21 protein-coding genes, 1 tRNA gene and 5 pseudogenes are annotated in these 26,322 nt (G+C 38.1%); 10 read left to right on the forward strand and 17 right to left on the reverse strand.

The features are described from left to right. Window positions 1-38 precede the first annotated feature (38 nt). The 5 genes from ACOT8F_RS07350 to rpoN form a co-directional block, all read right to left on the reverse strand. Window positions 39-1,223 (reverse strand): phosphoglycerate kinase, encoded by a 1,185-nt coding sequence (locus ACOT8F_RS07350; RefSeq protein WP_421650960.1) that lies wholly within the window; start codon window positions 1,221-1,223, stop codon window positions 39-41. 204 nt (window positions 1,224-1,427) lie between these two features. Next, a complete protein-coding gene (gene gap, locus ACOT8F_RS07355; protein WP_421650961.1) occupies window positions 1,428-2,435 on the reverse strand; it encodes a type I glyceraldehyde-3-phosphate dehydrogenase in 1,008 nt (335 codons plus the stop codon). 46 nt (window positions 2,436-2,481) lie between these two features. Further along, the gene (locus tag ACOT8F_RS07360; protein ID WP_421651475.1) at window positions 2,482-3,501 is read right to left on the reverse strand and encodes a sugar-binding transcriptional regulator; all 1,020 of its coding nucleotides are present in this window, start codon (window positions 3,499-3,501) and stop codon (window positions 2,482-2,484) included. Window positions 3,502-3,632: 131 nt separating this feature from the next. Further along, complete coding sequence (locus tag ACOT8F_RS07365; RefSeq protein WP_421650962.1) at window positions 3,633-3,875, reverse strand: glutaredoxin family protein; 243 nt, start codon at window positions 3,873-3,875, stop codon at window positions 3,633-3,635. 8 nt (window positions 3,876-3,883) lie between these two features. After that, a complete protein-coding gene (rpoN, locus tag ACOT8F_RS07370) occupies window positions 3,884-5,209 on the reverse strand; it encodes an RNA polymerase factor sigma-54 (protein ID WP_421650963.1) in 1,326 nt (441 codons plus the stop codon). A gap of 76 nt (window positions 5,210-5,285) precedes the next feature. On the opposite strand from rpoN, the gene yvfG reads away from it, so the two are divergent. Further along, window positions 5,286-5,501: a protein YvfG gene (gene yvfG, locus ACOT8F_RS07375; protein WP_421650964.1), complete on the forward strand. Its 216-nt coding sequence runs from the start codon at window positions 5,286-5,288 to the stop codon at window positions 5,499-5,501. A 570-nt stretch (window positions 5,502-6,071) separates the two neighbouring features. Here yvfG and ACOT8F_RS07380 read toward each other — a convergent pair. Both ACOT8F_RS07380 and ACOT8F_RS07385 read right to left on the reverse strand, forming a co-directional pair. After that, a tRNA-Arg gene (locus ACOT8F_RS07380) sits at window positions 6,072-6,150 on the reverse strand. Between the two features lie 87 nt (window positions 6,151-6,237). Next, window positions 6,238-6,486, reverse strand: coding sequence for a DUF2164 domain-containing protein (locus tag ACOT8F_RS07385; protein WP_421650965.1), 249 nt, complete (start codon window positions 6,484-6,486; stop codon window positions 6,238-6,240). 352 nt (window positions 6,487-6,838) lie between these two features. On the opposite strand from ACOT8F_RS07385, the gene clpP reads away from it, so the two are divergent. The 4 genes and pseudogenes from clpP to ACOT8F_RS07405 all read left to right on the forward strand — a co-directional run. Then, window positions 6,839-7,441, forward strand: coding sequence for an ATP-dependent Clp endopeptidase proteolytic subunit ClpP (gene clpP, locus ACOT8F_RS07390; protein ID WP_421650967.1), 603 nt, complete (start codon window positions 6,839-6,841; stop codon window positions 7,439-7,441). Between the two features lie 588 nt (window positions 7,442-8,029). Next, window positions 8,030-10,108: a carbon starvation CstA family protein gene (locus ACOT8F_RS07395; RefSeq protein ID WP_421650969.1), complete on the forward strand. Its 2,079-nt coding sequence runs from the start codon at window positions 8,030-8,032 to the stop codon at window positions 10,106-10,108. Beyond that, the gene (locus tag ACOT8F_RS07400; protein WP_421650970.1) at window positions 10,098-10,301 is read left to right on the forward strand and encodes a YbdD/YjiX family protein; all 204 of its coding nucleotides are present in this window, start codon (window positions 10,098-10,100) and stop codon (window positions 10,299-10,301) included. The genes ACOT8F_RS07395 and ACOT8F_RS07400 overlap by 11 nt, the downstream gene beginning before the upstream one ends. A 140-nt stretch (window positions 10,302-10,441) precedes the next feature. Beyond that, window positions 10,442-10,519: pseudogene (locus ACOT8F_RS07405) on the forward strand (short-chain dehydrogenase); the annotation flags it as partial. 283 nt (window positions 10,520-10,802) lie between these two features. Here ACOT8F_RS07405 and ACOT8F_RS07410 read toward each other — a convergent pair. After that, entirely contained in the window at window positions 10,803-11,012 is a 210-nt protein-coding gene (locus tag ACOT8F_RS07410; RefSeq protein WP_421650971.1) for a hypothetical protein, read from the reverse strand. 431 nt (window positions 11,013-11,443) lie between these two features. Here ACOT8F_RS07410 and ACOT8F_RS07415 point away from each other — a divergent pair, with 431 nt between their 5' ends. Next, window positions 11,444-12,976, forward strand: a complete 1,533-nt coding sequence (locus tag ACOT8F_RS07415) for a multicopper oxidase family protein (RefSeq protein ID WP_421650973.1) — start codon at window positions 11,444-11,446, stop codon at window positions 12,974-12,976. Window positions 12,977-13,369: 393 nt separating this feature from the next. Here ACOT8F_RS07415 and ACOT8F_RS07420 read toward each other — a convergent pair whose 3' ends face one another. Beyond that, a complete protein-coding gene (locus tag ACOT8F_RS07420; protein WP_421650975.1) occupies window positions 13,370-15,154 on the reverse strand; it encodes an ABC transporter substrate-binding protein in 1,785 nt (594 codons plus the stop codon). A gap of 152 nt (window positions 15,155-15,306) precedes the next feature. On the opposite strand from ACOT8F_RS07420, the gene ACOT8F_RS07425 reads away from it, so the two are divergent. Continuing rightward, a complete protein-coding gene (locus ACOT8F_RS07425) occupies window positions 15,307-16,560 on the forward strand; it encodes an MFS transporter (RefSeq protein WP_421650976.1) in 1,254 nt (417 codons plus the stop codon). A 138-nt stretch (window positions 16,561-16,698) separates the two neighbouring features. Here ACOT8F_RS07425 and ACOT8F_RS07430 read toward each other — a convergent pair whose 3' ends face one another. Beyond that, complete coding sequence (locus tag ACOT8F_RS07430; protein ID WP_421650977.1) at window positions 16,699-17,295, reverse strand: LysE family transporter; 597 nt, start codon at window positions 17,293-17,295, stop codon at window positions 16,699-16,701. Window positions 17,296-17,412: 117 nt separating this feature from the next. On the opposite strand from ACOT8F_RS07430, the gene ACOT8F_RS07435 reads away from it, so the two are divergent. Together ACOT8F_RS07435 and ACOT8F_RS07440 are read left to right on the forward strand one after the other, a co-directional pair. After that, window positions 17,413-17,967, forward strand: a complete 555-nt coding sequence (locus ACOT8F_RS07435; protein WP_421650978.1) for a helix-turn-helix domain-containing protein — start codon at window positions 17,413-17,415, stop codon at window positions 17,965-17,967. Window positions 17,968-18,236: 269 nt separating this feature from the next. Then, on the forward strand, window positions 18,237-18,869 hold the full coding sequence (locus tag ACOT8F_RS07440) for a LysE family translocator (RefSeq protein ID WP_421650979.1): 633 nt from the start codon (window positions 18,237-18,239) through the stop codon (window positions 18,867-18,869). A 493-nt stretch (window positions 18,870-19,362) separates the two neighbouring features. Here the strand turns inward: ACOT8F_RS07440 and ACOT8F_RS07445 are convergent, their stop codons facing one another. The 4 genes and pseudogenes from ACOT8F_RS07445 to ACOT8F_RS07460 all read right to left on the reverse strand — a co-directional run. Then, window positions 19,363-19,515, reverse strand: a complete 153-nt coding sequence (locus ACOT8F_RS07445) for a hypothetical protein (RefSeq protein WP_421650980.1) — start codon at window positions 19,513-19,515, stop codon at window positions 19,363-19,365. After that, window positions 19,505-20,254 (reverse strand): annotated as a pseudogene (locus ACOT8F_RS07450) (SDR family oxidoreductase). The gene ACOT8F_RS07445 and the pseudogene ACOT8F_RS07450 overlap by 11 nt, the downstream one beginning before the upstream one ends. Window positions 20,255-20,950: 696 nt before the next feature. Continuing rightward, entirely contained in the window at window positions 20,951-23,287 is a 2,337-nt protein-coding gene (helD, locus tag ACOT8F_RS07455) for an RNA polymerase recycling motor HelD (RefSeq protein ID WP_421650981.1), read from the reverse strand. Between the two features lie 647 nt (window positions 23,288-23,934). Beyond that, window positions 23,935-24,039: pseudogene (locus tag ACOT8F_RS07460) on the reverse strand (winged helix-turn-helix transcriptional regulator); the annotation flags it as partial. Window positions 24,040-24,058: 19 nt separating this feature from the next. Between ACOT8F_RS07460 and ACOT8F_RS07465 the strand changes: the two are divergent. Beyond that, a pseudogene (locus ACOT8F_RS07465) lies at window positions 24,059-24,169 on the forward strand (oxidoreductase); the annotation flags it as partial. A 183-nt stretch (window positions 24,170-24,352) separates the two neighbouring features. On the opposite strand, the gene ACOT8F_RS07470 reads toward ACOT8F_RS07465, so the two are convergent. From ACOT8F_RS07470 to ACOT8F_RS07480, 3 genes and pseudogenes are all read right to left on the reverse strand, one after another. After that, complete coding sequence (locus tag ACOT8F_RS07470) at window positions 24,353-25,102, reverse strand: GNAT family N-acetyltransferase (protein WP_421650982.1); 750 nt, start codon at window positions 25,100-25,102, stop codon at window positions 24,353-24,355. Between the two features lie 213 nt (window positions 25,103-25,315). Further along, window positions 25,316-25,696: a VOC family protein gene (locus ACOT8F_RS07475; protein ID WP_421650984.1), complete on the reverse strand. Its 381-nt coding sequence runs from the start codon at window positions 25,694-25,696 to the stop codon at window positions 25,316-25,318. Window positions 25,697-25,782: 86 nt separating this feature from the next. After that, window positions 25,783-26,298, reverse strand: a pseudogene (locus ACOT8F_RS07480) (SRPBCC domain-containing protein). Window positions 26,299-26,322 lie beyond the last annotated feature (24 nt).

A 26,322-nucleotide genomic window follows, 5' to 3' on the forward strand; every position in this document is an offset into this window, starting at 1 on the left:
CGTCCTTTCATTTACAAGGTGGTTACTGCCGGTTATTCTTATTTATCATTTAAAGCGACTACACCTGGAAGCTCTTTGCCTTCCATGAACTCAAGTGAAGCACCGCCGCCTGTTGAAATATGATCCATTTTGTCTGCAAGACCAAATTTCTCTACAGCTGCTGCGGAATCGCCGCCGCCAATGACTGTGTATGTATCAGTTGCTTCTGCCATTGCTTCTGCCACAGCCTTCGTACCTTTTGCAAATGTATCAAGTTCAAAAACACCCAGTGGACCATTCCAGATCACAAGCTTGGATTTTTTGATAACTTCTTTGTAAATTTCCTGTGATTTTGGACCGGCATCAAGACCTTCCCAATCTTCAGGGATACTGTCAATGGCTACTACTTGAGTATTAGCATCATTCGAAAAATCATCCGCAACTACAATATCAACCGGTATATAGAAATTAACACCGTTTTGTTTTGCTTTTTCCATGAATGATTTCGCAAGATCAATTTTGTCTTCTTCAAGCAAGGATTTTCCGACATTGTGACCTAACGCTTTAATGAATGTATAGGCAAGACCGCCGCCAATAATCAGGTTATCAACTTTATCTAGCAGGTGATCGATAACACCAATTTTATCTTTTACTTTCGCTCCGCCAATGATCGCTGTAAAAGGACGTTCAGGAGTTGACAATGCTTTGCCAAGAACCTCAAGTTCTTTTTCCATCAAGAAGCCTGCTACTGCCGGAAGATGTTCCGCAATCCCTGCTGTTGATGCATGTGCACGGTGAGCTGCTCCGAATGCGTCATTTACATAGACATCTGCAAGTTCTGCAAATGCTTTAGCAAGTTCAGTATCATTTTTCTCTTCGCCAGGGTAGAAACGGACGTTTTCAAGAAGAATTACATCGCCTTCCTGCATGCTGCTGATCTCAGATTTTACTGAATCGCCGTATGCTTCGTCCAATTTTTTCACATCTTTGCCGAGCAGCTCTTGAAGACGTTCTGCCACAGCATTCAAGCGAAGCTCTTCGACAACTTGGCCTTTTGGACGTCCCAGATGACTTGCAAGAAGCACTTTCGCACCCTGCTCAATCATGTACTGAATCGTAGGAAGAGCTGCGCGGATGCGTGTGTCGTCTGATACGTTTCCTTCGTCCATAGGAACGTTGAAGTCCACGCGGCAAAATACAACTTTGCCTTTTAAATCGATGTCTTTTACAGATTTTTTGTTCATTGTCCCCGAGTACCTCCTTGAATTGGTATTCTCTTAATGCTGCTTTCTAAAAAAATGACAGAAAGCAATAAAATCAAAGAAAGAGCCTCTCTTAAACAAAGAAAAAAAGAGGAGGGGGAATGTGGTCCCCTTCCCCTTTTCCGCTTTCATTATAGCGTTTATTTTGATTATGTCCAAACAGGACCCTAATCGTTTTTATAATTATTACAGGCCTTTAGAAGAAAGGTATGCTGCAAGATCAACTACACGGTTAGAGTAGCCAGTTTCGTTATCATACCAAGAGATAACTTTTACCATGCTGCCTTCCATAACCATTGTTGACAATGCATCGATAGTGGAAGAATTTGTGTTGCCGTTGTAGTCGCCTGATACTAATGGCTCTTCAGAGTAGCCAAGAATGCCTTTAAGATCGCCTTCAGCAGCTTCTTTAAGAGCTGTGTTGATGTCCTCAACTGTTACGTCTTTGTCAAGCTCAGCTACAAGGTCAACAAGAGAAACGTTTGGAGTTGGAACGCGCATTGCTCCACCGTTCAGTTTGCCTTTCAGTTCAGGCAATACAAGGGAAACAGCTTTTGCTGCACCAGTCGTAGTCGGAATGATGTTTTCCGCAGCTGCACGCGCACGGCGGTAGTCTTTATGCGGAAGGTCAAGGATTTGCTGGTCATTTGTGTATGAGTGAACAGTTGTCATCATACCGCGTTTGATGCCGAATTTATCGTTCAATACCTTAGCGAAAGGCGCTAGGCAGTTTGTTGTGCAAGATGCGTTAGAGATAACATCGTGGCTTGCTGAATCATATTTGTCTTCGTTAACACCCATAACGATTGTGATGTCTTCATCTGTCGCAGGAGCAGAAATGATAACTTTTTTCGCACCAGCTTCAAGGTGTTTCGCAGCATCAGCGCGTTTTGTGAAACGTCCAGTAGATTCAACAACTACTTCAACGCCAAAGTCGCTCCAACCAAGCTGAGCTGGATCGCGCTCTGCCAATACTTTGATTTCTTTGCCGTTAACCACAAGGTTGCTGCCATTTACAGAAACTTCTGCGTCCAATTTGCCGTGTACAGAGTCATATTTTAGTAGGTGAGCAAGCATGTTTGCATCTGTAAGGTCATTTACAGCTACTACTTCAACCTCAGAATTGTTTAATGCTGCACGAAATACGTTACGGCCGATACGGCCAAATCCGTTAATACCAACTTTTACTGCCATGGGTATTTCCTCCTTTAATTAAGTGAGAAATTTATATTTAGGGAGTTTAATCCCTTAATAACTCTTTTGCGGCACCTTCATCTGTTATGAGAACAGAATCAAGCGCTTGTTTCATATAAGCTTTGATTGCTTTGGCTTTTGAAGCTCCTCCTGCAACAGCAATCACATGTGGAATGGATCCGAGATCCTCAAGCTGAATGCCAACCGTTTGGACTTTGTGGATGACTTCACCGCTTTGGTTGAAATAATAGCCAAACGACTCAGCTACAGCATGGCTTTGCTGAATTTTCTCCATGTCCTCAGGTGTTGTCCTGCGTCTTTCTGCCATCGTCATTGCATCACCGATACCATGAACGACCATGCCGGAAGACTTGATGATCGCAAGCAGCTCTTTAATGGAGGGTTCATTCAATATGGAATGATATACCTCTTTGCTTACCTGGTCAGGAACGTGAAGCAGCCGGTAGTTCCCCATCGCCCGCTCTGCCATTTTAGCGCAGATCGTATTCGCCTGGTTTTCTACATTTTCGCCAAGACCGCCTCTTGCAGGAACAAATAAAAGGTCTGGATGTTTATGATCAGGCGTCATCATTTCTGCCACTGCGGCCAGTGTCGTGCCTCCAGTAACGGCGACGATAGTATCTCCGGAAAGGCGCTCTTTTATACATGTGACACAAGCTCTGCCCATTTCCTTCTTTACAAGAGATGATTGATCACTGTCTCCAGAAACGATAATGACTCTTTTAAGGTTAAGTATTTCTCTTAATGTATTTTCCAATTGACTTAAACCTAAAACGTCTTTCATCATCTCTTCAAGCAACTTTAACAAAGATGTCCCTTCTTCTGTCAGAACCATTCCGGTAGGAAAAATATCAATGAGATCCTGATCCTTTAAAAATTGAACCTCTGCCCTGAGCACTCTTTCACTGATCCCCAGGCTTATTGCCAGACTTCTTCGACCGATTGGCTGCATTAATCTTATGTATTGAAGGATCTGGAATCGTTTCTGCATCACGGTTAGAAGATCGGGCAACAATTTTTTCTGGACTTCAATCATTTCTCTCATTTTGATTTTCCTTTCAAAATAAGTTACCGGGACGTTCATCGTCCCTGCGAGACTTATTATGTCCCGCTCTGCCAAAAAAAAATCATCCCTGCTATATTTTTTATTCTAACAGGGTACTTTTTGTTATTCAATCATTCTTTCTTATGTAACCGCTTTCTTATAAATTCTTTTTCTAAAAGCCCGTATCCAGCCATTTTTCCGTCAATATGAAGGACTGGAATCATTAAATGATATTCTTCTAACAGTTTTTCTTCCTCATAAATATTAACAGTTTCCACATGAAAAGATATTTCTTCCTGCAATTCTATGAGAAGAGCCATCGCCTTGTCACACAGTGGACAGCCTTCTCTCGTATAAAGGGTTGCATTTTTCATTGATTCTCTCATCCCCCATCATATCTTTTTCTTAAAGAAGAAGCAGGGATTTTCAGCTGATCGCGGTATTTAGCAACAGTTCTTCTGGAAATTTCTATTCTTTGCGTCTCCTGAAGAATGGAAGCAAGTTTCTGATCTGATAAGGGAGCCCTTTTATTTTCTTCCTGAATTAAGTCGGACAGCAGTTTCTTTATGGATGCGGAAGATCGGTTGCCCTCTTCCGCTTGTTCAATACCCTGTGAAAAAAACGAGCGTATTTCAAAAAGACCTGAAGGCGTCTGAACGTACTTTTCCTTTACAGCTCTGCTGACTGTTGACTCGTGTATATCGCACACCTCAGCAATATCTCTAAGTGTCATAGGCTTCAAGTACTCTGCTTTTCCATGCTTGAAAAACTCAAATTGTTTGTTCACAATTTCAGCCATGACGCTTATCATCGTTGTCTTTCTTTGATTAAGTGCCTTTTGAAGCCAGCGGAACTGATTCCATTTTCCAAGAAGAAATTTGCCCGCTTCCGAGCTTTTTTTATTTTCTAATAGAGGTGTATATTCGAGATTTACACTTATTTCAGGATAGGTTTCATCATTATATTTAATAAGAAACTCTCCATTTTTTTCTTCCAAAAGCAAATCAGGCGTGATGTAACGCGCATGATCTTTTTTGTAAGCGAGGCCAGGTCTGGGATTCAGTTTCTTAATAAAGTCGTGTATCAACTGTATCTCTTCGAATGAGAGCTTTGTCTGACGTGAGAGCTCCTTCCACGATTTTTCTGCAAATAGGAGAAAATGATCCCGTATCACTTCTTCTATTTTAAAATACCTTTTCGGCAAGCGATACAACTGAAGCAGAAGGCATTCCTGCAGAGACAGAGCTCCAATGCCGGCAGGTTCCAGCGACTGAAGCTGATAAAGTCCGTCCTGTACCTGAACGGGATGCAGTCTTAGGCGGTCAGCGATTTCTTCTGGATCTTCTGTAAGGTAACCGTTTTCATCAAGGCTGTCTATTAGCTCATCCAGAATTCTTTTCTCTTCCGCTGTTAAAGTAAGTGAGATCAGCTGGGAGCGAATGTGACCAGAAAGAGCCGGGTGCTGGGCACTGATATTTTCAATGGAAGGAGCAGTCTGGCTGTTTTGGGGCTTATTGGATCTATGGTACAATTCGTTTACGGAATCATTTTCTTTTATTTCAATTAGGGGATTTTCAAGGGTGAGTTCTTGCAAATATTGTGTTAACTCCATTGCAGAACATTGCAGAAGAGTAATCGCCTGCATCATTTGCTGGGTCATATTTAACTTAAGCGTTTGTTCTTGGAATAAACCAGTTTTCATATCCATACTGTTTCCCCCTTTTGATATATTTTACATGAAACCGCATACTTAAGTAAGGTTTAAGTTTGAAAGGAGAGTTATAATGAGCGAATTGTTTTCCGTCCCTTACTTTGAGGACAATTTTAAACAGCATATTGAAATGAACAGCGGAAAAGCGTCCCGAATCAATGCCATGAACAGCTATTACCGTTCGGTTGTTTCCACACTGGCGCAGGATCAGCTGACTAAAAACGCAGAAGTTTTAAAACGGATTCAGAACTTGGATGAAGCCTATAATAAGGTGAAGAAGGAAAAGTAATCAAAAGGAAAGGCTCTTTTCTTAAACTTTGTGTTGCTTCTCACTCTAAATTTCTTTTTACACGACCTTTAATTTGGCAGGAACTTTAAGATGCCCCAAAAAAAGTCTCAAGGGCGTGATAAAAGCTCTTACGAATAGCTACAATCTTTGCGAAAACAGCCAAAGGAAAACATTCCCTGTTTACTTTCCCTTCAAACCAGGCTAAAATGAAAATAACCTAGAGGCCAAGAGCCTCAGGCACACTCTTCATTCCGTCCAGTGCTGGCTCACTGGGCATACATAAATTAAAAACTTACTTTTGTATGATAAACCCGTCTCATTTTGAGGCGGGTTTTTTGGTTAGACTCTTTTCTTAAACTCTGTTGTTTCTCACTCTGAAATTTCTCTTACAAGACCCATGATTCTGCAGTTACTTTAAGAAAAGATGCCCCGAAACAAGTCTGAATAGGTGATAATGCATAGACGAATAGCAACAAACTATGCGAAAAGAGCTTTTGGTTATAACCTTATATATATATGAAAAAAACCTCCCGCGCAGCATTCTGCACAGAAGGTTGGGATATGTATATTTGGCGCGCTCGAAGGGATTCGAACCCCCGACAGACGTGGTACCGGAAACCACCGCTCTATCCAACTGAGCTACGAGCGCAAATAAGTGTCAGCAAGTAACATTATATTATATAGAGCAAGGTTTATCAAGGGACAATTTATTCCTTGCCGGAGCTGCCCCCTTCTTTCAAGCTTTTCTCACCGGTCTTTCCAGCGCATAAAGTACCTCCTCCAAATCAGCCATCTTTTCATTTAAAGACGTTCTCGCATCGGCAATGCCCTGATTGTAGATGAACGGCCCAACCTCTTTTAAAAAAAAGTCCAAAAACAGTTCTGCTGCAAGATCACCGATTTCTTCTTCTCTTTCTCTTGAGAAATACAATTGGATCTTTCCGATCATATCCTGCTTGTTTTCTTCATTTAATTTAAATTCCATATTATAAACACACTCCGTTCTGTTCGCGTTTTATTTGACATATAGTCATTATTGCAGATTCCCTGAATGAAAAAAAGAAGAATTCAGCAGGATTGTTGCTGACGAAAATTTAATATAATATCAAGTAAAGTTTTTAAAGCCGTTTTTCTGTTTGATAAATGGCTTTCTTACAGGTTTTCAGCCCTTCCGATACTGTTTAAATTGCTCGTTTCAGGGTATGATGATTACATGTATGGGGAATGTCTCTCATATACATTTCATCATAAGGCCATTTTGTTTGACCTTAATTGACCATAGGTTGTATGATAGGTGTACATAATAATTCAACATGTAAAAAAGGGAGGAAATAAGAATGAATTTAATTCCTACAGTTATTGAACAAACAAACCGCGGGGAACGCGCATATGATATTTATTCCCGCTTGCTGAAAGACCGTATTATCATGATTGGAAGCGGAATCGATGACAATGTAGCCAATGCTGTTGTGGCTCAGCTTCTTTTCCTTGAAGCAGAAGATCCAGAAAAAGATATTACGATCTATGTTAACAGCCCGGGCGGATCTATCACAGCCGGTATGGCGATTTTTGACACAATGCAATACATCAAACCGGATGTATCGACAATCTGCATCGGTATGGCTGCATCAATGGGAGCTTTCTTGCTTGCAGCAGGTACAAAAGGAAAACGCTATGCCCTTCCTAACAGTGAAGTAATGATTCATCAGCCACTTGGCGGTGCTCAAGGACAGGCAACAGAAATCGAAATCGCTGCAAAACGCATCCTGTTCCTTCGCGAAAAATTAAATCAAATTCTTTCAGAACGTACTGGCCAGCCGCTTGAAGTGATCGGCCGTGATACTGACCGCGATAACTTCATGACAGCAGACCGTGCTTTGGAATATGGTTTGATCGATAAAGTTATTACTAGAAACAGAATTGATACTGAAAAAAAATAAGCCACCTTTAAAAAGCTGTTCGGATTCTATTCCGAACAGCCTTTTTTCATTTATCCTCTTAAACATTGTTGCTTTCTAATCTATATTTAATTATCGCGGACCAATATATAGCTGCGAATTTTAAGAAAAGATGCCACGAAGTAAGTCTCTATGCGTGTTCTAAGATAGTGCGAATAGCAGCAATCTCTGCGAAAACAGCCTTAAGAGAAGATGCCGGGAAGCAGGGCTGCCTGTTTATCCTATAATACCCGCGTAAACTTACGGTCCCTCGTTTGCCTAAACTCCTTTGGTGAATCTCCAATGGATTTCTTGAAGGCTTTGCTGAAATAATTTGAGCTTTCATACTGTAAAGCTGTAATTTCTTTTTTTATACTGTCAGCATCCCTCCAATTTTATTTTTCTGATTCCCTTCAAAAGAAAAATATCATTTTTTTATGCAGACCCTAATCTCCCCTTCCTCTCATGAGAGGAGCTTTCATCCTCATTTTCATTTCAAAAAAACCCCAATATAAATGGTTTTACTTATTTAAATATTCTGATAAATAAAGTAAAATAATATTAGTAAAACAAAAGGGGTGAAGAATACATATGAAAAAAATCTGGTCAATTCTTTTATGGGGAGTCGTTTCAGCTCTCGGAGCAGCAGGTTTTGCAATCCTTGCACTGAAGCAAGGGGAAACCATTAACGCCATTTGGCTTTTGACTGCGGCTGTTTGTGTGTATGCTGTGGCCTATCGCTTCTACAGCAGGTTTATGGCGAAAAAGGTTTTTGAATTGGATGATAAAAGAGAAACACCTTCTGAAACGAATAATGACGGAAAGGATTATGTCCCGACAAACAAGTGGGTTCTTTTTGGGCACCACTTTGCAGCCATTGCAGGAGCAGGTCCGCTGGTTGGACCAATCCTTGCAGCACAGATGGGATTCTTGCCCGGTACGATCTGGATTGTGGTCGGGGTCGTTCTCGGTGGAGCCGTTCAGGATTTTGTCATTTTGTTCGGTTCAATGAGGCGCAAAGGAAAATCACTTGGTGAAATGATCAAGGATGAAATTGGGCCTGTTGCCGGTTATATTGCAATGATCGGTATCTTAGGGATCATGATTATCCTGCTTGCAGTTTTGGGCTTAGTTGTTGTGAAGGCGCTCGCAGGAAGTCCTTGGGGAATGTTCACAATCGCTGCTACAATTCCAATTGCCGTTTTTATGGGTTTATACATGCGATATATCCGGCCTGGAAGGGTTGGCGAGGCATCTGTTATTGGTATTGTTCTGCTCCTCTTTTCTCTTTATCTCGGACAGGTTGTTTCAAAAAGCCCGGCACTTGCTGCCATGTTTACCTTTAATGGAGAAACGATTGCTATTTTAATGATTATTTATGGGTTTATTGCTTCTGTTCTTCCTGTCTGGATGCTTCTTGCACCGCGGGATTATTTAAGTACATTTCTGAAAGTCGGAACAATTGTCGGCCTTGCGCTTGGCATTATTGTTGTAGCACCTGATTTGCAGATGCCTGCTGTGACAAAGTTTATTGACGGAACAGGACCTGTTTTTGCAGGAAACCTCTTCCCATTCCTGTTTATCACAATTGCTTGCGGAGCTGTTTCTGGATTCCACGCACTCGTATCTTCCGGAACAACTCCAAAAATGATTGAAAGAGAATCACAAGCCCAATTAATTGGCTATGGAGCTATGCTTACTGAGTCGTTTGTTGCTGCTATGGCGATGATTGCTGCCTGCGTGTTAACGCCTGGCATTTATTTTGCGATTAACAGTCCTCCTGCTGTGATTGGTGCTGATGCAGTCCAGGCTGCTCAGACAGTATCAAGCTGGGGCTTTAAGGTAACACCTGATGTGTTAACGAACCTTGCGAAGGATGTTGGGGAAGGAACCATTCTTTCAAGAACTGGCGGAGCTCCTACACTTGCAATTGGTATGGCGTTTATTTTCTCAAAAGTGCTCGGAGGCGGCGCACTCATGGGCTTCTGGTATCATTTTGCTATTTTATTTGAAGCCTTATTTATTCTCACAACCATTGATGCCGGCACAAGAGTTGGACGCTTTATGATTCAAGATCTTTTAGGGAGCGTTTACAAACCATTAAGTAAAACTGATTCACTGCCTGCAAACTTGCTGGCAACTGCTTTGTGTGTTCTTGGCTGGGGATATTTCCTCTATCAGGGCGTCATCGACCCGCTTGGAGGCATAAATACACTTTGGCCATTATTCGGAATAGCCAATCAAATGCTTGCCGGAATTGCTCTTTTGCTCGGCACAACTCTTCTCTTCAAAATGGGCAAGAAAAAATATGTATGGGTTACCCTTTTGCCAACTGTCTGGCTTTTAATCGTAACGATGGCAGCTGGATGGGAAAAGCTATTTCACTCTAATCCAAAAATCGGATTTTTGTCTCATGCAAGAGTATTCGGAGATGCCCTTTCCAGCGGTAAAGTGCTAGCGCCGGCTGCAAGCATAGGACAGATGAATCAAGTCATCCTGAACGATTATGTCGATGCCGCTCTTTGTGGAATCTTTATGATTGTTGTGATCGCCGTATTAATAGCTTCTGTCCGAATTTGGATGAAGGTAATCCGGAATGAAAAAGTCACCCTTCACGAAGCGCCTTATATCTCAAGAGATGAAGGAGGCCCAAAAACGTATGCTGGCTAAGCTGTCCAAAATCCTTCAATACCGTAATCAGTTTTTAAGCCTGATGGCAGGTGTTCCCTGTTATGAGAAATATGTGGAGCATATGGCGGAGCACCATCCTGGTGAACCCGTTCAATCTAGAAAGGAATTCTTTTGTGAAGCTCAGGAAGCACGCTATAACGCAAAAGGCGGGAAGGTTTCCCGCTGTTGTTAATAGACTATAGCAGTTTAGTTTTTGTAACAAACTTATCTAGCCGGATAGATAACAAAATGAATCGCACACAAAAGACACAGTATTTTCTAGTAACGGGTTCATTTTTGAAGTACAAAATTTGAATTAGCAGCTAAAATCAAAGTAAAGCGGCGCTTCATTCATTTACAATGAGTTTAAGACACCAGCTTTCTGATACATCTGTAGAAGTAATTGAAGTTGTTGCCCGAAGCAAGTTAAAATGGTGATAAAAGCATTTACGAACAGCAACAATCTCTGCGAAAACAGCCTTTAAAAAGCAAAACTCGCCATCGCATTGGTGAGTTTTCTTTTTTCTGTGCTATTCCCAGAATGACAGCTTTGTCTTCAAGAAACGCAATCTTTCGTCTTAAAAGGAATGCTAACCTCCCTCTTTAGGAGATCAGCTTTTGTTCTTCCCTATAAAATAAAAATAGTGCCAACTTCTCTTTTATAGAAACCAGCACTCGGTATATTCACTATTCATTATCGTGATTCTTTTGGCGGCTGGCATACATCACATTTACGCTGGTTATTATTTTTAAATTTAGTAAATGTTTTTTCAAAGCTGCTGCCGCATGAACATTCAAATAGTAACTTTTGAGAAAAACCGTGATATTCCGTTGTAAGCAGCTTACTCTCCGAATTACTCTCAACAAATTCCTTTATTTTACTAATTGTCCATCGTTTATTCATTCTCTTACACCACCATATTTCATCGCTATGCGGAGGCTTTTCTTGGCATCCGTTCAATGATAAGTAAAATCGTAATAACCATTATATCATGATCTGGTATTCAATCAAACAGATGGATCATTATTCAAGCCATGCTAGAACTCTATGTGCAGTCAACCGTGCTATTATACAGCGGGTGTATCACCAATCGTTTAAGAAGTGACAGGTAAGAAACCAATCTCTTTCCGTCAATTCGCTAAGGACTATGCAGAGTTCTTCAAAAAAGTTGTACATTATACGTGACGTTCGCCTGTAGTGCAATCGAACAAATAAACTCCTTCTTCTTGTCTTTAGAGCGATAATGTAACAAGAAAATTGTATTCGTCATATAGGGATTGTAAGACAATTATCATTTAGAAAGAAGGAATTTAAAATCAGTAAGGAGCGAAAATATGGTTCTCTCTAAATTTGTAGATGAACTTCCTATTCCCCCTATTTTAAAACCTAGATGGAAAGATCAGTTTCATACTTATTATGAAGTGAATATGACCGAATTTAAGCAATCACTCCATAGTGAATTAAATGATACAACTGTTTGGGGCTATGAAGGCAGCTATCCGGGACCTACCATTGAAGTGGAAAGCGGAAAAATCGTATTTATCAAATGGATCAACGATCTTCCAGATAAGCATCTTTTGCCGGTAGACTATACGGTGCATGGTGCCCATGAGGATGTACCGGAAGTACGAACAGTTGTCCACGTCCACGGTGCATGTGTGGAATGGGAAAGCGATGGCTACCCAGAGTCTTGGTTTACAAAGGGATTCAAACAAGTTGGTCGATATTTTAGAAAGCAAGTATATCGATATGATAATTGTAGTGATGCTTGCACCCTCTGGTATCATGACCATGCCCTTGGGATCACTAGGCTTAATGTTTACGCTGGATTGGCAGGATTCTATTTGATCAGAGATCAACGGGAACGTTTAATGAATTTACCAAGTGGGAAATATGAGATCCCTCTTCTGATACAAGACAAGACTTTTAAAAAGGATGGTTCTCTTTATTACCCTAAGCAGCCAGAAAAACCTGTTCAGGGTTTAGAAACATCAATCGTACCTGAATTTATTGGGGATACAATTATCGTGAATGGCAAAGTATGGCCCTATTTAAAAGTGGAACCACGTAAATATCGATTTAGGCTGTTAAACGCTGCCAACACCCGTTTCTTTAGGATTAAGCTCGATTCGGGACAATTTATGTATCAAATCGCGACAGATGGAGGATTCATGCAGCACCCGATAGGAGTCACAGAAATCATGTTAGCACCTGCAGAAAGAGCAGATGTGATCATTGATTTTACAAATTTTGAGGGGAAGAATATTATCATGACAAATGATGCCCCCGCTCCTTTTCCAAGCGGAGATCCGGCAAATGAAAACACGGGTACAGTGATGCAGTTTAGAGTGACTCTACCGCTATCAAGTGTTGATACAAGTGTTATCCCGGCTTATATGATGCCTCTTCCAAATATAAAAGAACAGTCCGCTTCAAAAATCCGATACCTCACATTAAATGATAATATGGATAAGTACGGTCGTGAATTCATGCTTTTGGATAATAAACAGTGGGATGCTCCCATAACGGAAAATCCAAAATTGGGATCAACCGAAATATGGTATCTAATTAACTTAACTACGGATACGCACCCTATTCATATTCACTTAATTGATTTCGAAATATTAGATCGGAGAAATTTCGATGTAGAAAAGTATAACAAGGAGAGAATTATCAAATATACAGGTCCGGCCATACCTCCCGTACCTCAAGAACGAGGAAGGAAGGATACAGTTCAAGCCAATCCTAACCAGGTAACTCGAATTATTATGAATTTTGGTCCTTATACAGGGTTGTATGTTTGGCATTGTCATATCCTGGAGCATGAAGATTATGAGATGATGAGACCATATATTGTAATCCAATAATTAGCCCATTTTAGATAAGTGCCTGTGCATATTGAATAGTTTTCAATATTTTAAACAAGGTTTGAATGTTATATATAAAACGATAAAGGAGACAAAAATTAGCTTGTAACATTAATCTAATGTGATTAAGTGAACAGGGATAAAATAGAATCTAGAAGCCCTTGGTACCCGATGAGAAAGTTAAAATTGCTGCTGCAAAGGATTTCACTTGACAAAGTGATTGCTTTATAAAAATATCTCTAATGTCAAAAGTAAGAAATAGTTTATGGATCCTAACGGGTTCTTTTTCTTTTTGTACAAATATAAGATAAAGGAACCCGTAAATCATAAGTTTACTGCAAAATGCATTAAAATATCCATCATTACGGGATGAAGGAATAATACTTTATATTGTTAATTACTAGAAATTATTGTTTCTGAATCAGGATCAACCCATAATTGGTTAAAATTTGTCAAACCATATGAGTTTATTTCAATACCTTTTAAAAAAAGGGGGTAATCAAGTTTATTTTTAGCATGATATAAGAAATGAATTAACAACTCTTCTTTTAAGAAATTTTCAATATTTATTAATTCGACGAGTCCATTCTTGGCTTTTTTCTCTTGAAATATTTTAAGCTGTTCATCTATATATTTTTTTGCCTTCTTAGGTAAATACTCTCTAAGAAATGAGTTTTGACTTTTGAAAATGGTGTACAGGCTCAATTCTACATCTTCACTGAGAATTATCGATAGTAGTAAAATATCAGCTTCTTGGACAACATTGTTATCATTTGGTTTATGCTTTGGAATAGGATGAAGGGACATGTTGATCCCTACTTTTTCAGCCTGTTTTTTTAACCACTCTGCACTTTCCAATCCTTCATTTAGATCAAAATAATATAAGTTTATCATTTCTCCAGCGTACATACTTTTGGAAAGAATATGCTTAATTTCGTCAACGGTAATCGTCGCAAAAGGATCGGAGTTGCTTTTACTAGGAAGGAAGCTGGATGATGGTAAGCTCCTGTTTCCATTTAGTTCTTGTACAATCTTCTTAGGGCTAAATAGATTAATTAGAGCTAACTTAAAGTACTTATCAAAGGTCTTTTGATTTTGATTAAATGTAATGAGTCTACTACCTAATAATAGATAATGATATGAAATTTTCATTTCAGGTTGATTTATTGATTGAATATTTAATTTAGTAGCTTGCATAACATGAGGATCAATTAGGTTGCTCATCCAAATATCTATACGATCAATTAACGCTCTTTCCTTGAAATAATGGTCAAAAGCCGATAAACTAATGAAATTTTCAGTTAATTCACTTACTTTAAATGGGCCAGTTCCATTGGGCTTTTTCAAATCTGTATCAGTATGATTAAGAATGGAACAATGAAAGGAAGATAAAATTCTTGGAAAGAAGTAATTTGAGTGTTTTAAATGAAATGTAACAGTATAATCGTCAGTGATTTCAATTTCATCTATATCACTTAATAAGGGATAGATGGCTGTGTCTTTTTCAACTTTAATAATCCTACAAAAAGTGTATTTCACATCTTGAGCCGTTAGTTCCTCATTGTTATGAAACTGTACTGATTTGCGTAAATAAAATGTCCATTCTTTTCCTTCTTTGTTTTCTTTCCATGCATATGCAAGGCAGGGTTCTATTTTTGCATCGGTGGAATTAAAATGAACAAGTGTATTATATAAATGACTGACCAAATGCGCCTCTGAATAAAGTAATGCATGAATTGGATCAAGTGTCTGTATCTTTTGAGGGAGAAGCATTCTTAAAACACTATTGAAACCTGAATAAGTTCTTTCAATCTTTGGGCCAAGTTCCTTATGCAAATAGTTATAAATGACTTGTTTATTTTTTACAGATAAAGTTGTACCTTCTATAAAATTGATTAAATCCTCTATATTTTGAGCTTCCACCATTGTTTTTAAGTACATTTGTGTCAATTCCGAAAAAGAATAACAGAAAATGAGACTTGATACATGTCCTCTCCCTTTACCTGGTGACCATTTTATTTGTTTATCTTCATGCATTTTCTTAAGGAGATAATTTACATTCCGAGTTGAGCTGCACAAAACTCCAGCTAATTCTTTGATGGAAATTCTTACAACTTCATTTGTGGGAATTTGGTCAAATTCACTCCTGATCAACAATAAATGTTCAATTTGCCTCATAATTTCTCCTTTGATAAAAGGTGAAAAAATGGATTGTTTTTTTCACTTTTTAAATATTTATTTCATTGTTAATAATTAGTATATCTTAACAAAATACGAAATTCGATTTTAAGTGCTGAATTTTAGTTAGATAGGAAGCGGGGATCTTTTAAATGATGGAGTTACTTAAAGATAAAGTATATATACGCTATTGGTTAGCGGTGGTTATTTCATTTCTTGGAGATGCGATGACCTTAACAACTGCCGTTTATTTAGTGGGAACATTATCGAAGGATCCTTTTATGATCAGTCTAGTATTTATTGCTCAGTTATTGCCATTAGTAGTAATAGGTCCACTGATAGGTCCCGTTATCGACCGATATTCCAGGCGTATGATGATGGTTTTATCGGACCTGTTTCGTTTTTTGATTGTATTTTTTATGATTTTTTCTTATGAAAATATGTTTCTTTTAATATCCCTAATATTCTTACAGGGAATTGGGACTGCTGTATTTGAACCTGCAAGGATGGCCTCCATACCTTCCATAGTGGGAGTTAACAGAATTCCACAAGGGATTGCCCTATTTCAAAGTACTTTAGCTGTCATAAAACTGGTAGGTCCTGTGTTAGGAGGGGTAATACTAGCGTTTCAAAGCCCCATTCAGATATTCATTTTTGATGCTTTTTCATATTTCATTTCTGCCATTTTATTTATGGGTCTCTCTGTATTGGCCAAAACAAATGAGCAGCAATTCTCCTCCGAATTAAACTATTTGGATCACCTAAAAACGGGATTGTTTGAATTGTTTAGAAAACCTATACTTCGATTTGTGTTAATATTACTTGTTCCAGTAATGGTTTCAATAGGGATATTTACCACTAACTACAAGGCGGTTTTATTGCAAGTATTTGAGGTAGGCAAAATTGAATTCGGATTGATCGAAGGTACTTTAGCATTTGGTACGGTTATCGGCGCTATAGCTGGTTCATATTTGCTAAAACGTATTTTACACTATCGTCTATTGTTTCTTTCAATCGGAGTCTTAGGTATCTGCATCGTTAGTATCCATTTGATTTCATCATTATTTAGCCAATGGACTTTAGTTTTATTTCCTTTAATCATCTGGAGTCTTCTGATTGGTGTTTCAAATGCCATTTTAACAGTCCCGACTAGCACCATCTTTCTTCAAGAAATGCCAGAAATCATTCGTGGAAGAGGCACGGCCATCTTCTTCTCTATAAATAATTTGTTAATTTTAATTGGGACATTGTTGGGAGGAATATTAGGTAAAAATATGGGGATTATTTTAACGATTATGATCTCTGGAAGTCTATTGATAATAACCGTCCTTTTTTATCCGATATTTAGGCGATCAAAACTATTACTACGGGTTAAGGATTCTGTAAGTAATTTATTATCCAATTAAAAAAGGGGATGTAACAATATGTTAAGGAAACTTATATTGTCACTCGTTTTTATCTCTTTTTTTGTTAATGTTGAATATGGAAAATGTAAAAAAGCTACAAAGATGGCACCTCAGTTATTTTACTAAAGCACCCGTTCATTATCTCGATTCCAAAAGTATTGATATTGCACTAAACATCAATAATAAAGCCATAATTATATTAAACTGAGTATTATACTTTGATAAGAACTTTCGAAAAATTGAACCAAAAACACCCCAAGAGTAAGTGCCCAAAAAACCAACAAAAGCTAGAAAGAATGAATAAAATATTAAGCTGAAATCAGAAGTGTGATATGGAAGGACAAAGGTTGATATTGTAGTAATGCCATATAAAATACCTTTCGGATTTACGAATTGTAAAAGCATACCTGTTAAAAAACTGTTATTCTTGTCCCCATCATTGTAATTACCATCATTTTTACTGGTTATAATTTTTATAGCCAGATACAACATATAGATTACACCTAGAATAGTCATAATAAATTCAACTTTTGGAATGAAACTTTTAAGCAAAAGACCAAAATAACTACACAATAATATTAGAACAAAGAAACCTGCACCTACTCCTAAAGAAAATCTAATTGTCTTTTTTAACCCGTATTTGTTAGCAACTAACATTGCCATAATATTATTTGGACCTGGAGTAAAAGCAGTAACAAATACATATAACAAGAACGATAGCGATAATAAAACCAAAATGGAACCCTCCTTTAATTGTGTGTTATAATGTTCAAAATAGACAATATAACGATTTACTTTATATTGTACGATACAGACGTTATGATGTAAATAAGTAATATTAGGAGTGTTTTTATGGAAGAAATAAATCAAATCATTGCCAAAAATTTGAAAGTCTTTAGAGAAAGTAAAAAATTAAGCCTTGAAAAGGTTGCAGAGGCTACTGGTGTAAGTAAAACAATGATTGGTCAAATTGAAAGAGGTGAATCCAGTCCTACTATTACAACTATCTGGAAAATAGCAAATGGATTAAAAATATCTTTTACTTCTCTAATCAATAATCCGCAGCCAGATACAAAAGTTGTATCAATGAGCGAGGTTAAAAAACTTGTGGAGGATAAAGGGAAATATCGGCTTTATCCATACTTCCCATTTGAAGATGATAGACGTTTTGAAGTTTATTCAGTCGAGATTGAAAAAGGTGGATTCCTAAGTGCTGATTCACACCTGGAGGGAACTGAGGAATTTTTAACAGTTTTTGATGGTGAATTAACTGTCGGAGTAAATGACGTTGAATATACATTAAAAAATGGCGATTCTATCAGATTCAAGGCTGATAAACCTCATACTTATCATAATTCGGGAGAAACGTTAACTCGATTAAGTATGGTTTTATACTATCCAAATTAAAACCCCGCTAAATAAAAACGGGGTTTTTTCCTTTGTAACAATGCGTTATTAAACTAAACTGCCATTTAACTGATTAAAGACCAAGAAAAATGGACTGCTGAAACAGTCCGTCGTTGTTCAATTCTTGCGACCTTTTCTGGAAGATCGTTAAGCAGCCGTTAGTGAAACAGGAAATAAAATTTTTGTTCAATTTATTACACGATTTATATATAATACAGGAATCACATATTCTTCAGAAGACTTATAATAATCAGAAAGGTGATAATAAAATGGAAAACTTTTATCTGTTTGTCGCTATGTGTTTTTTTCTAATTATTTTACCAGGTCCAGATACTGCGATTACTACAAAAAATACTCTTATCTTTGGGAGAAGTGGAGGTCTTAAAACAGCTTTTGGTACTTGTTGCGCCCTTCTTATCCATACTTCTGCTGCTGTTTTAGGACTTTCAGCAATTATTGTTAAAACAGCGCTATTATTTTCTGTCTTCAAATATATTGGTGCTGTTTACTTAATTTATCTCGGTGCTAAAACATTATGGGCTTTGAGAAAAAAAGAAGAAACAGCAAGCGTTGAGATGGACACAAAAATGCAGTTTGAAAACACATCTTGTTTTAAACAAGGATTCCTTACCAATATCCTTAATCCCAAAGTTGCTGTCTTTTTCTTAACCTTTTTGCCTCAATTCGTGGACTCTGAAAGCAATACATTTATACCATTTCTTATAATGGGCATCACTTATACTGTATTGACTGCCATATGGTTTTTACTTTATGTCTCTTTAATTAATCAGATTAGCTCTTTTATGAAAAAACCTAAAGCACAAAATATTATTGAAGGAATCACAGGCACTATACTGATAGGTTTTGGTATAAAACTAGCCCTAGAAAAGTCCCATAATTAGGTGATTTATATTTATAAAGCAAGACCCTTAATTTTCTTAAATCAAGGGTCTTACTTTTTGCCAGAAATATCTTATGTTTATCAATTTTGATAAACATACCTGCACCGTAATAGTCCGCATTCCATGAACTATCACAATTAGTGTGATGTTCAACAATCTGGCCCATTGTTGAATAGCATGACTGGCGTTTTTGAAACAACTTTATTATTTTTTAAAGGAGCATTCATCATGAACATGCTCTTCATTTTTATAAACTTCAATCCTAAGAATAAATGCGAGCTTGTAAAATATTCTCCTTTAACCTGTAATACCTTCTTTTGCTACACCAATGTCAAAAACGAGGGTTTTTGATAATATAAAGAAGCTGTTAAATATCTTACTTTATCACTCTTTATTTCTATCAAAACTCATTTTCCAAAACAATATTTCATAAACATACCTTTTTTATATAATATAAATAACTTTATTAATCAAAGTGGGGTAAGGATATCACTTATCCTTTCACCGATAATTTACTTATATTTTGAGGGCTATTTATACTCCAATAGCAGCAACAATATTTGCATAATTCTTTCCCCTCTGTTTTTTTATTTATAGTTTTTCCTTTCCAGGCTCTATTTTCATTCGGCAGCAGTTTATCTGCCAAGCCAACCTCCATCGACCACAAGCAGATGACCATGAACATAATTCGATGCATCCGAAGCCAAGAAGACAACTGTTCCTCTAAAATCTTCTGCCGTCCCCCATCGACCAGCTGGAATACGCTCTAGAATTTGTCGATTGCGCGTTCCATCCTGCAGTAATGCCTCATTCATATCTGTTGCAATATAACCAGGAACAATAGCATTTACATTGACATTTTCTTTAGCCCACTCATTTGATAATGCCTTTGTCAATTGTGCTATCCCGCCTTTCGCTGCAGCATAAGCTGGTACAGTGTAGCCGCCTTGGAAAGATAATAAAGACGCCATATTAATGATTTTACCTTTCTTTTGAGGGACCATGAATTTCCCAGCTTCTTGACATAAAAGCCAAACACACTTTAAATTCACATTGATTACATCATCCCAATCACTTTCTGAAAATGAAACTGATGGTGATCGACGTTAAATGCCCGCATTATTGACGAGGATATCAATTTGTCCAAGCTTATTCACTACTGTTGGTATTGTAGCCTTTACTTGTACCTGATCTTCTAGATTACATGGAACAATAATACAGTTTTGACCTAGTGCTTTAATTTCCTTTTGTACAGAATCATCCTCTACATTCCGTTGAAGCAATGCTACTTGTGCTCCCGCTTCCGCTAATGCTAGCGCCATTTGTCTCCCAATCCCTCTAGTAGCCCCTGTAATAGCTGCTACTTTCCCATCTAATCGAAACATGTATTATTTATTCCTCCTTATTTATTGTTTGGATTAATTTTTGATATTGATTATTCAACTAACCCGCCCTGTAGCTTAAGAGCATTTCTTCACAATTCTTTTTATAACTTTAACATAAAGTTATTCCATTAAATGGCCTTTAAATGATAATAGACGCATTCCTTATTACAGAAATGCGCCCGATTGTATTATAAGGTCAACTTATTTATATAGAAAAGATCTTCCGTTTTCTTTTTCATGTCCTGCTCAATGCAGCATTCTCGTCATTTGTTTCATCTTCTGGTGCATGTTCCGGCTGTTGTTCTGGTCTACGAAGGATTGTTCAAAAAGAATCTTTTCTGGCTTCAGATCATTATGTCACGAAACTAAATTCTGCTTATCATGACGAGAATAAACATTTGCAACTGGTGCATATAGTTAGAACATCTCCTCCGTTATACTCTCCGGAAGAATTTTAGCATCCAGAAATTTTTGAATGAAGCCATCGACAATTCCGACATTACCCGAGGGAATTAATTCCCTTAGGGAAAGGAGACAGCGAATGTAAATGGAGAAGTAAATCAGGTAACTTGGTTCTTGCCTCATCCGCCGTAAATGGTCGAACTTCCACAAAATTTATGATTGAAATTCTGTCTTCTGCACTCATGTACCATATGCGGAGAGCAAGTCACGCCTCGGAAGCAATCTTCATGCAAGCTATCTTAGAACCAAACTCTCCGGCGTAACATTTCGTAAAAAGGGGCTTGGTTCGCCTACACTATATAGTTGCAAGTGATGCATAGCCCGGGTGCAGGCAGTGTAAAACAATCTACGGAGGCTCTCATCTCCGTATACTTCCGCTGATGCGTCATAAATAATAACTGCGTCGAATTCGATACCTTTGGCCAAATACGCCGGTATGACGACAACGCCTTGCTCGTATTCAATCGATCCGTTCTTCACGAGCTTAATTTCTTCGATACCGCTCAAGGAATCGTATGCAGCGGTGCTTTCCACTGCAGATTTGCATATAACCGCTATTGTGCTATACCGCCGTTTGCGTAAGTCTGCAACTTTGGAAGCTATGGAGCGATGCAAATCATCGCGATTGAACAGTTGTGTCAATATAGGCCTCTCGCCATCGCGTTCAAAAGCGGTAATCCGTTCGCCATCAGATGCTAGTCCGCGTGTAAATTCGACGATCGGTCTTGTGGATCTGTAGCTGCGGGTCAAGTTGATCCCAACCGTTTCATCCGGACCGTATAAGCTAGTAAGCGTGTGGAAATCGACCATTTCGCTGGCATGGGCGAATATTGCTTGGTTAAAGTCACCGAGCACGGTCATTCTTGCCGAAGGAAACAAACGTTTCAAAAACTCGAATTGAAACGGAGAATAATCTTGCGCCTCGTCTACAAGTACATGTTTGATAAAGCTGTTCGTCTGAAAGCCTTGAATCAGCTCTTTCATAAATAAAAACGGAGTAGCATCTTCGTAAAATAGATTCCCTTCGTCCAGCATTTTCACAGTCGATAGGCAAATATCCGGCCACTCCTCGGGTGCTTCCCGATCCACCCACTGTTTGATCTGGATGGGATCGGTAAAAAGCTGCTTGTATATTTCCTTAATGTTGACGAAACGAAACGCCTTGATCCGTTTTCGCAACGGCTTTAACTTCTGGCGAACAATCAACCGGGCTAACGCTTCAGGCTCGATTTCATAATCATGAATCGACTTTCCTTTAAAGCCGCGTTTTTCCGCTAAGTAGGTATATGCCTTATGGTAATCCTCATTACTAAGCAGTTCGATTTCCTCTTGTACCCATGGCTTAGTCCGTTCGAGCTTCTCGGCTTCATCTATTTGCTTAATTAGCCAATCCTTCAATTTTTCAAGTCTGCTATGAAAGCGAAGCGAGGTGTCGCTGCTATAAAACTTTTCCGCGATTTGTTTAGCAGTAACAATTGTCTTTCCTCTGAAGATAATCCCTTTGAATACCATTCCGGATAATTCCAGCGACTCACTATATGATTTGATCGCCTCATAAAAACAGGTGGTAGCCTTGAATCGGATGCTCGCAACCCTTGTTCCGTATAATGGATTATCCACTGCAGTCAAAACATATTCCAATTGATCGTAAGGATTCTCAACTTGAAACTCACTTTTCAGCCGATGATCCAAGTATTCCTGGAATGTGACCTGCTGCATATTCTCTTCGCCCAGTTCTGGCAACACATTGGAAACGTAACTATTAAACATCGAATTAGGCGAAAAGAGAATAATTTGATCGGCATTCAGCATATCTCGATATTTATAGAGTAAATAAGCAATCCGCTGCAGGGCAGCCGATGTCTTACCGCTTCCTGCAGCGCCGTGTACAATGAGCATCCGCCCGCGATCGTGCCGAATGATCCGGTTTTGTTCCTGTTGAATGGTGGCTACTATATTGTGCATATGTTTGTCTGTACCTTTACCAAGCACCTGCTGTAAAATCTCATCACCAATAGTGAGACCAGTATCGAACATAGATTGGATAATGCCGCCGCGAATGAGATATTGCCACTTTTTCTCCAGTATGCCATGGATGGCACCACCAGGTGTAGCATACTCAGCGGGACCAGGCTGGTAGTCGTAGTAGACACTCGAGACCGGAGCCCTCCAGTCGTAAATAAGGAAATTTTCTCCGCTTGTATCCGTGAGCGTAGAGATGCCGATATAGATTCGTTCCGCAGCTGCAGTTCCTTCTTCAATGAAATCGATTCGACCAAAATAGGGCACCTCTTGCATACGCCGCAGCGCAAATAATCTCTTAGATGCATGTCTATGGGTGCTTTGGCTTACGGAAAGTGCTTGAGCCTCTTGTCTCAAGCCGATGATTGTCTCAAGATAATCGTCGAAGGTATCAATATTAACCTTTACTTCATCCCAAAAGTGTTTGCGGATATTCACAACTTCCATTCGAAGCCTTGAAGTTTCGCCCTCCAATCTATGAATTTGCTCTGTAATTGTCTTCATTACGCTATTCACTCGTTCTTGCTCCTGGCGAAGTTCCATGTTCATATCAAACACTCCTTAAAAAAATAAAAATAGGGGTTGACTGAAAAGAATTTTATGGTGTATAATTAAAATAGGGATAATTTATACAAAAAATCCATCCGCTGTGTATCTATGTAAATTTACCACAGTTTCTCATTTTTATCAATGTATTTTACACGACCATCGCTATGATGGATCATAAAACAAATGACTCACAAAAAATCATATCTACATATACGACCATTTAGTGGTAGCGCCAGAACCTGCATATTTACAACTTTAAGGAAATACCAATATTAAAAAGCCCATTTTTCTTAGATTAATCTTAAGAAAATTGGGTTTTTTTTCGTTACTTCATTAAAGCGCCCGATTGTGGAACATCATTTATGTTTTAAAGATAATCACCCGTTGAAGAAGCTCCAAAATTCTTCAATTTCTTTTGGAATTTTCCTAGAGGCTTTTCCCATATAATAATAGCCTTTTTTCAATAATTCTTGGTCACCTCCGAATCGTTCTAGTATAGAAAAAGTTAAAATTTTTGCACATCAAGGCCACTCTCTTTTGCCGAATTTTAACTATAGAATTTTAGCAGGTTAACTAAAGTTGCTGAATTTGTTCAAAATATCTTTAAAATGCTTTTGGGAAATACAAAACGAACTGGATAAATCCCAACTTGTTCGCCTTGTCCCTAGAATTAAATGACAGAGAATAACTATCTTCCATTTCCCGCAAATCACTTCAAGAGCTGCTTCAACCGGAATATTATATTTTGGCAAAACCTGTTCACCTCCAACCACAGTGGAAGAGGTTGAAGACACAATTGTTTTTCTTGCTTCTGAAAATGCATCAGCTATTAATGGTCCTGCTCAGCGGGTTGAAGGTGGAATCATCCAGTCTATTTTGTAATAAACGCTCTTTGTCTTCAGCAACGAACCTTCTGTAAGATCTAATTTCTAAAAAAGTCCTTAAAAATAGAAGGCTCTCACATATTTACTTATAGAGAATCAAACACAACAAAATACAGATTGTGTTGAGTTGAATAAAAACCCTGTGAGGCATTATATGTCAATCTTCACAGGGTTATAAAATTTAATTTATGAGTTTAAGAATACCGCATTCAAATACATCCTCAAATCCAAGTTTTTTGTAAAAAGAATGTGCATATGATTCAGTATACGTTTGTAAAGTAACTACTGATATATTACTATTAATGGCATCATCAACAGCTCTTTGTACTAGAGTAGTGCTAACCCCCTTTTTTCTATATTCTGGTAGGGTGGCAACGGCATAAATTCCTGCTATATTCTTATAATAAATGCACAATGTAACACCAACAGGCTTCTCATTATCATATGCAACATAAAAATTTTGAGTATTGTCATCAAGATTTTCTATATTTTTTTGCCTCATCCATGAATACGCTTGATTAAATATTTCTTCGGTTTCACAAAATCCCCATGCCTGTGCAACGCTAAAATCTTCTATGTCAGAAAGAGAATTTGCCCTTTTTATCATTATTTTTTTATTAATTTCCCATCTTGCTTTTTTATCAGCTAAAACCATATAGGTAAGACTGCCAACTTTTTTATATTTTAACTTCATTTGTTCATTAATTAAAATCCATTGGGGCAAGTAAATAGTATAGTCCTTGTTCACTTTCTCTGTACTATCATTTAAAAAAGGGAAAAAGATATTGAAATCTGGATTGTCACTGTGAATAAATTCACCATACTCAAGACACTCTTTTATTCCTCTATGTTTTGATAGAAAATTAATGTGATTTTTTAATAGATTTTTTTTATACTCTAAATTAAGATTGTTTTCTAAAATTTTGTTCATAGTAATTTGCTCCTTATGATATTAAATATAGTTTTTGACGTACACGAATATCCTTTTTCAATTTACCTGACTCTTTAGCACAAAAAGCGACTGTCTTATTAAACAATCGTACCCTTACTCTAAGTGTAAATCTTCACAATCTGTTTCGTAAATCAAACAAGCAAAAAGGCGATGCCTTTATTCAAGCATCGCACTCGTAAATTGAGGAGAAATTCACTTTTTTTCCAATACTGCAAAGTAATTATTTTCACTATCTGCAAAATTAAATACTCTACCTGAAGGCATATTTACAATTTCTCCGACTGTAACGTTTTTGTTTAATAAGTCACTATATAAATTATCGAATTTATTTGAGAAGAACATTAAAGAAGGTGTACCAAGATTTAATTCAGGTTGCATTTTAGCAATTAGCTCCTTATTATGGAGAATAATACTTGTTTCAGCTTCTTTAGTTGGAGCAATTTCAATCCATCTCATTCCTTGACCGTTATCTTCCTCTGAAATTACACTAAACCCTACTTTTTCTGTCCAAAACTCCCTTGCTTTATCTTGGTTATTAACATACAACATGATTTGACCAACTGTACTAATCATTGATTTTTTACACTCCCTTATAAAAGTAATTACTAAACTCAATGCTCCTAAACCTTACTAACGCTTAAAACATTGTTACGGTAAATCTACTTCAGCGACTCCAATAGCTCGCTTAAACGGTCCCAAGTTTCGGAAATGCCCTGCAGCATGCCCATGTCCATGACGTTCTTAAGGGCCTCTTCGGAAACATATTCAGCACGGTTTATCAGCTTTGTCTTTCCACCCAAATCGATGAATTCTAATGTGATCTCGGACGACGGCATGGAGTCATTCAAATTACCTACGGCATCTGAAAAGTAATCAGTGTAGACGATCTTCTCCGGCTCGATAATCTCCTTATAAACCCCTTTGCCTCAAGATTCCATACCAAAAAATTTACCCTGATTCTGATCGACACACTTCATGCAGTAGTGCCAAACGCCTCCCGGACGGAAATCAACGGTGCATACCGGAATCTCCCAGCCCCTCGGCCCCCACCAGCGTTTAAGATATTCCGGCTCTTTAAACATCCTGAATACGAGATCGAGTGGCGCATCGAAAACGCGCTCTAGTACCAATACCCGATCGTTCTCTACTCTCGATACCAATGCGTTGTTTGACATCGTAATTCCTCCTTGAACGTGAAT

The organism is Chryseobacillus diguaensis (genome assembly GCF_049220665.1).
GTDB lineage: Bacteria > Bacillota > Bacilli > Bacillales > Bacillaceae > Metabacillus_B.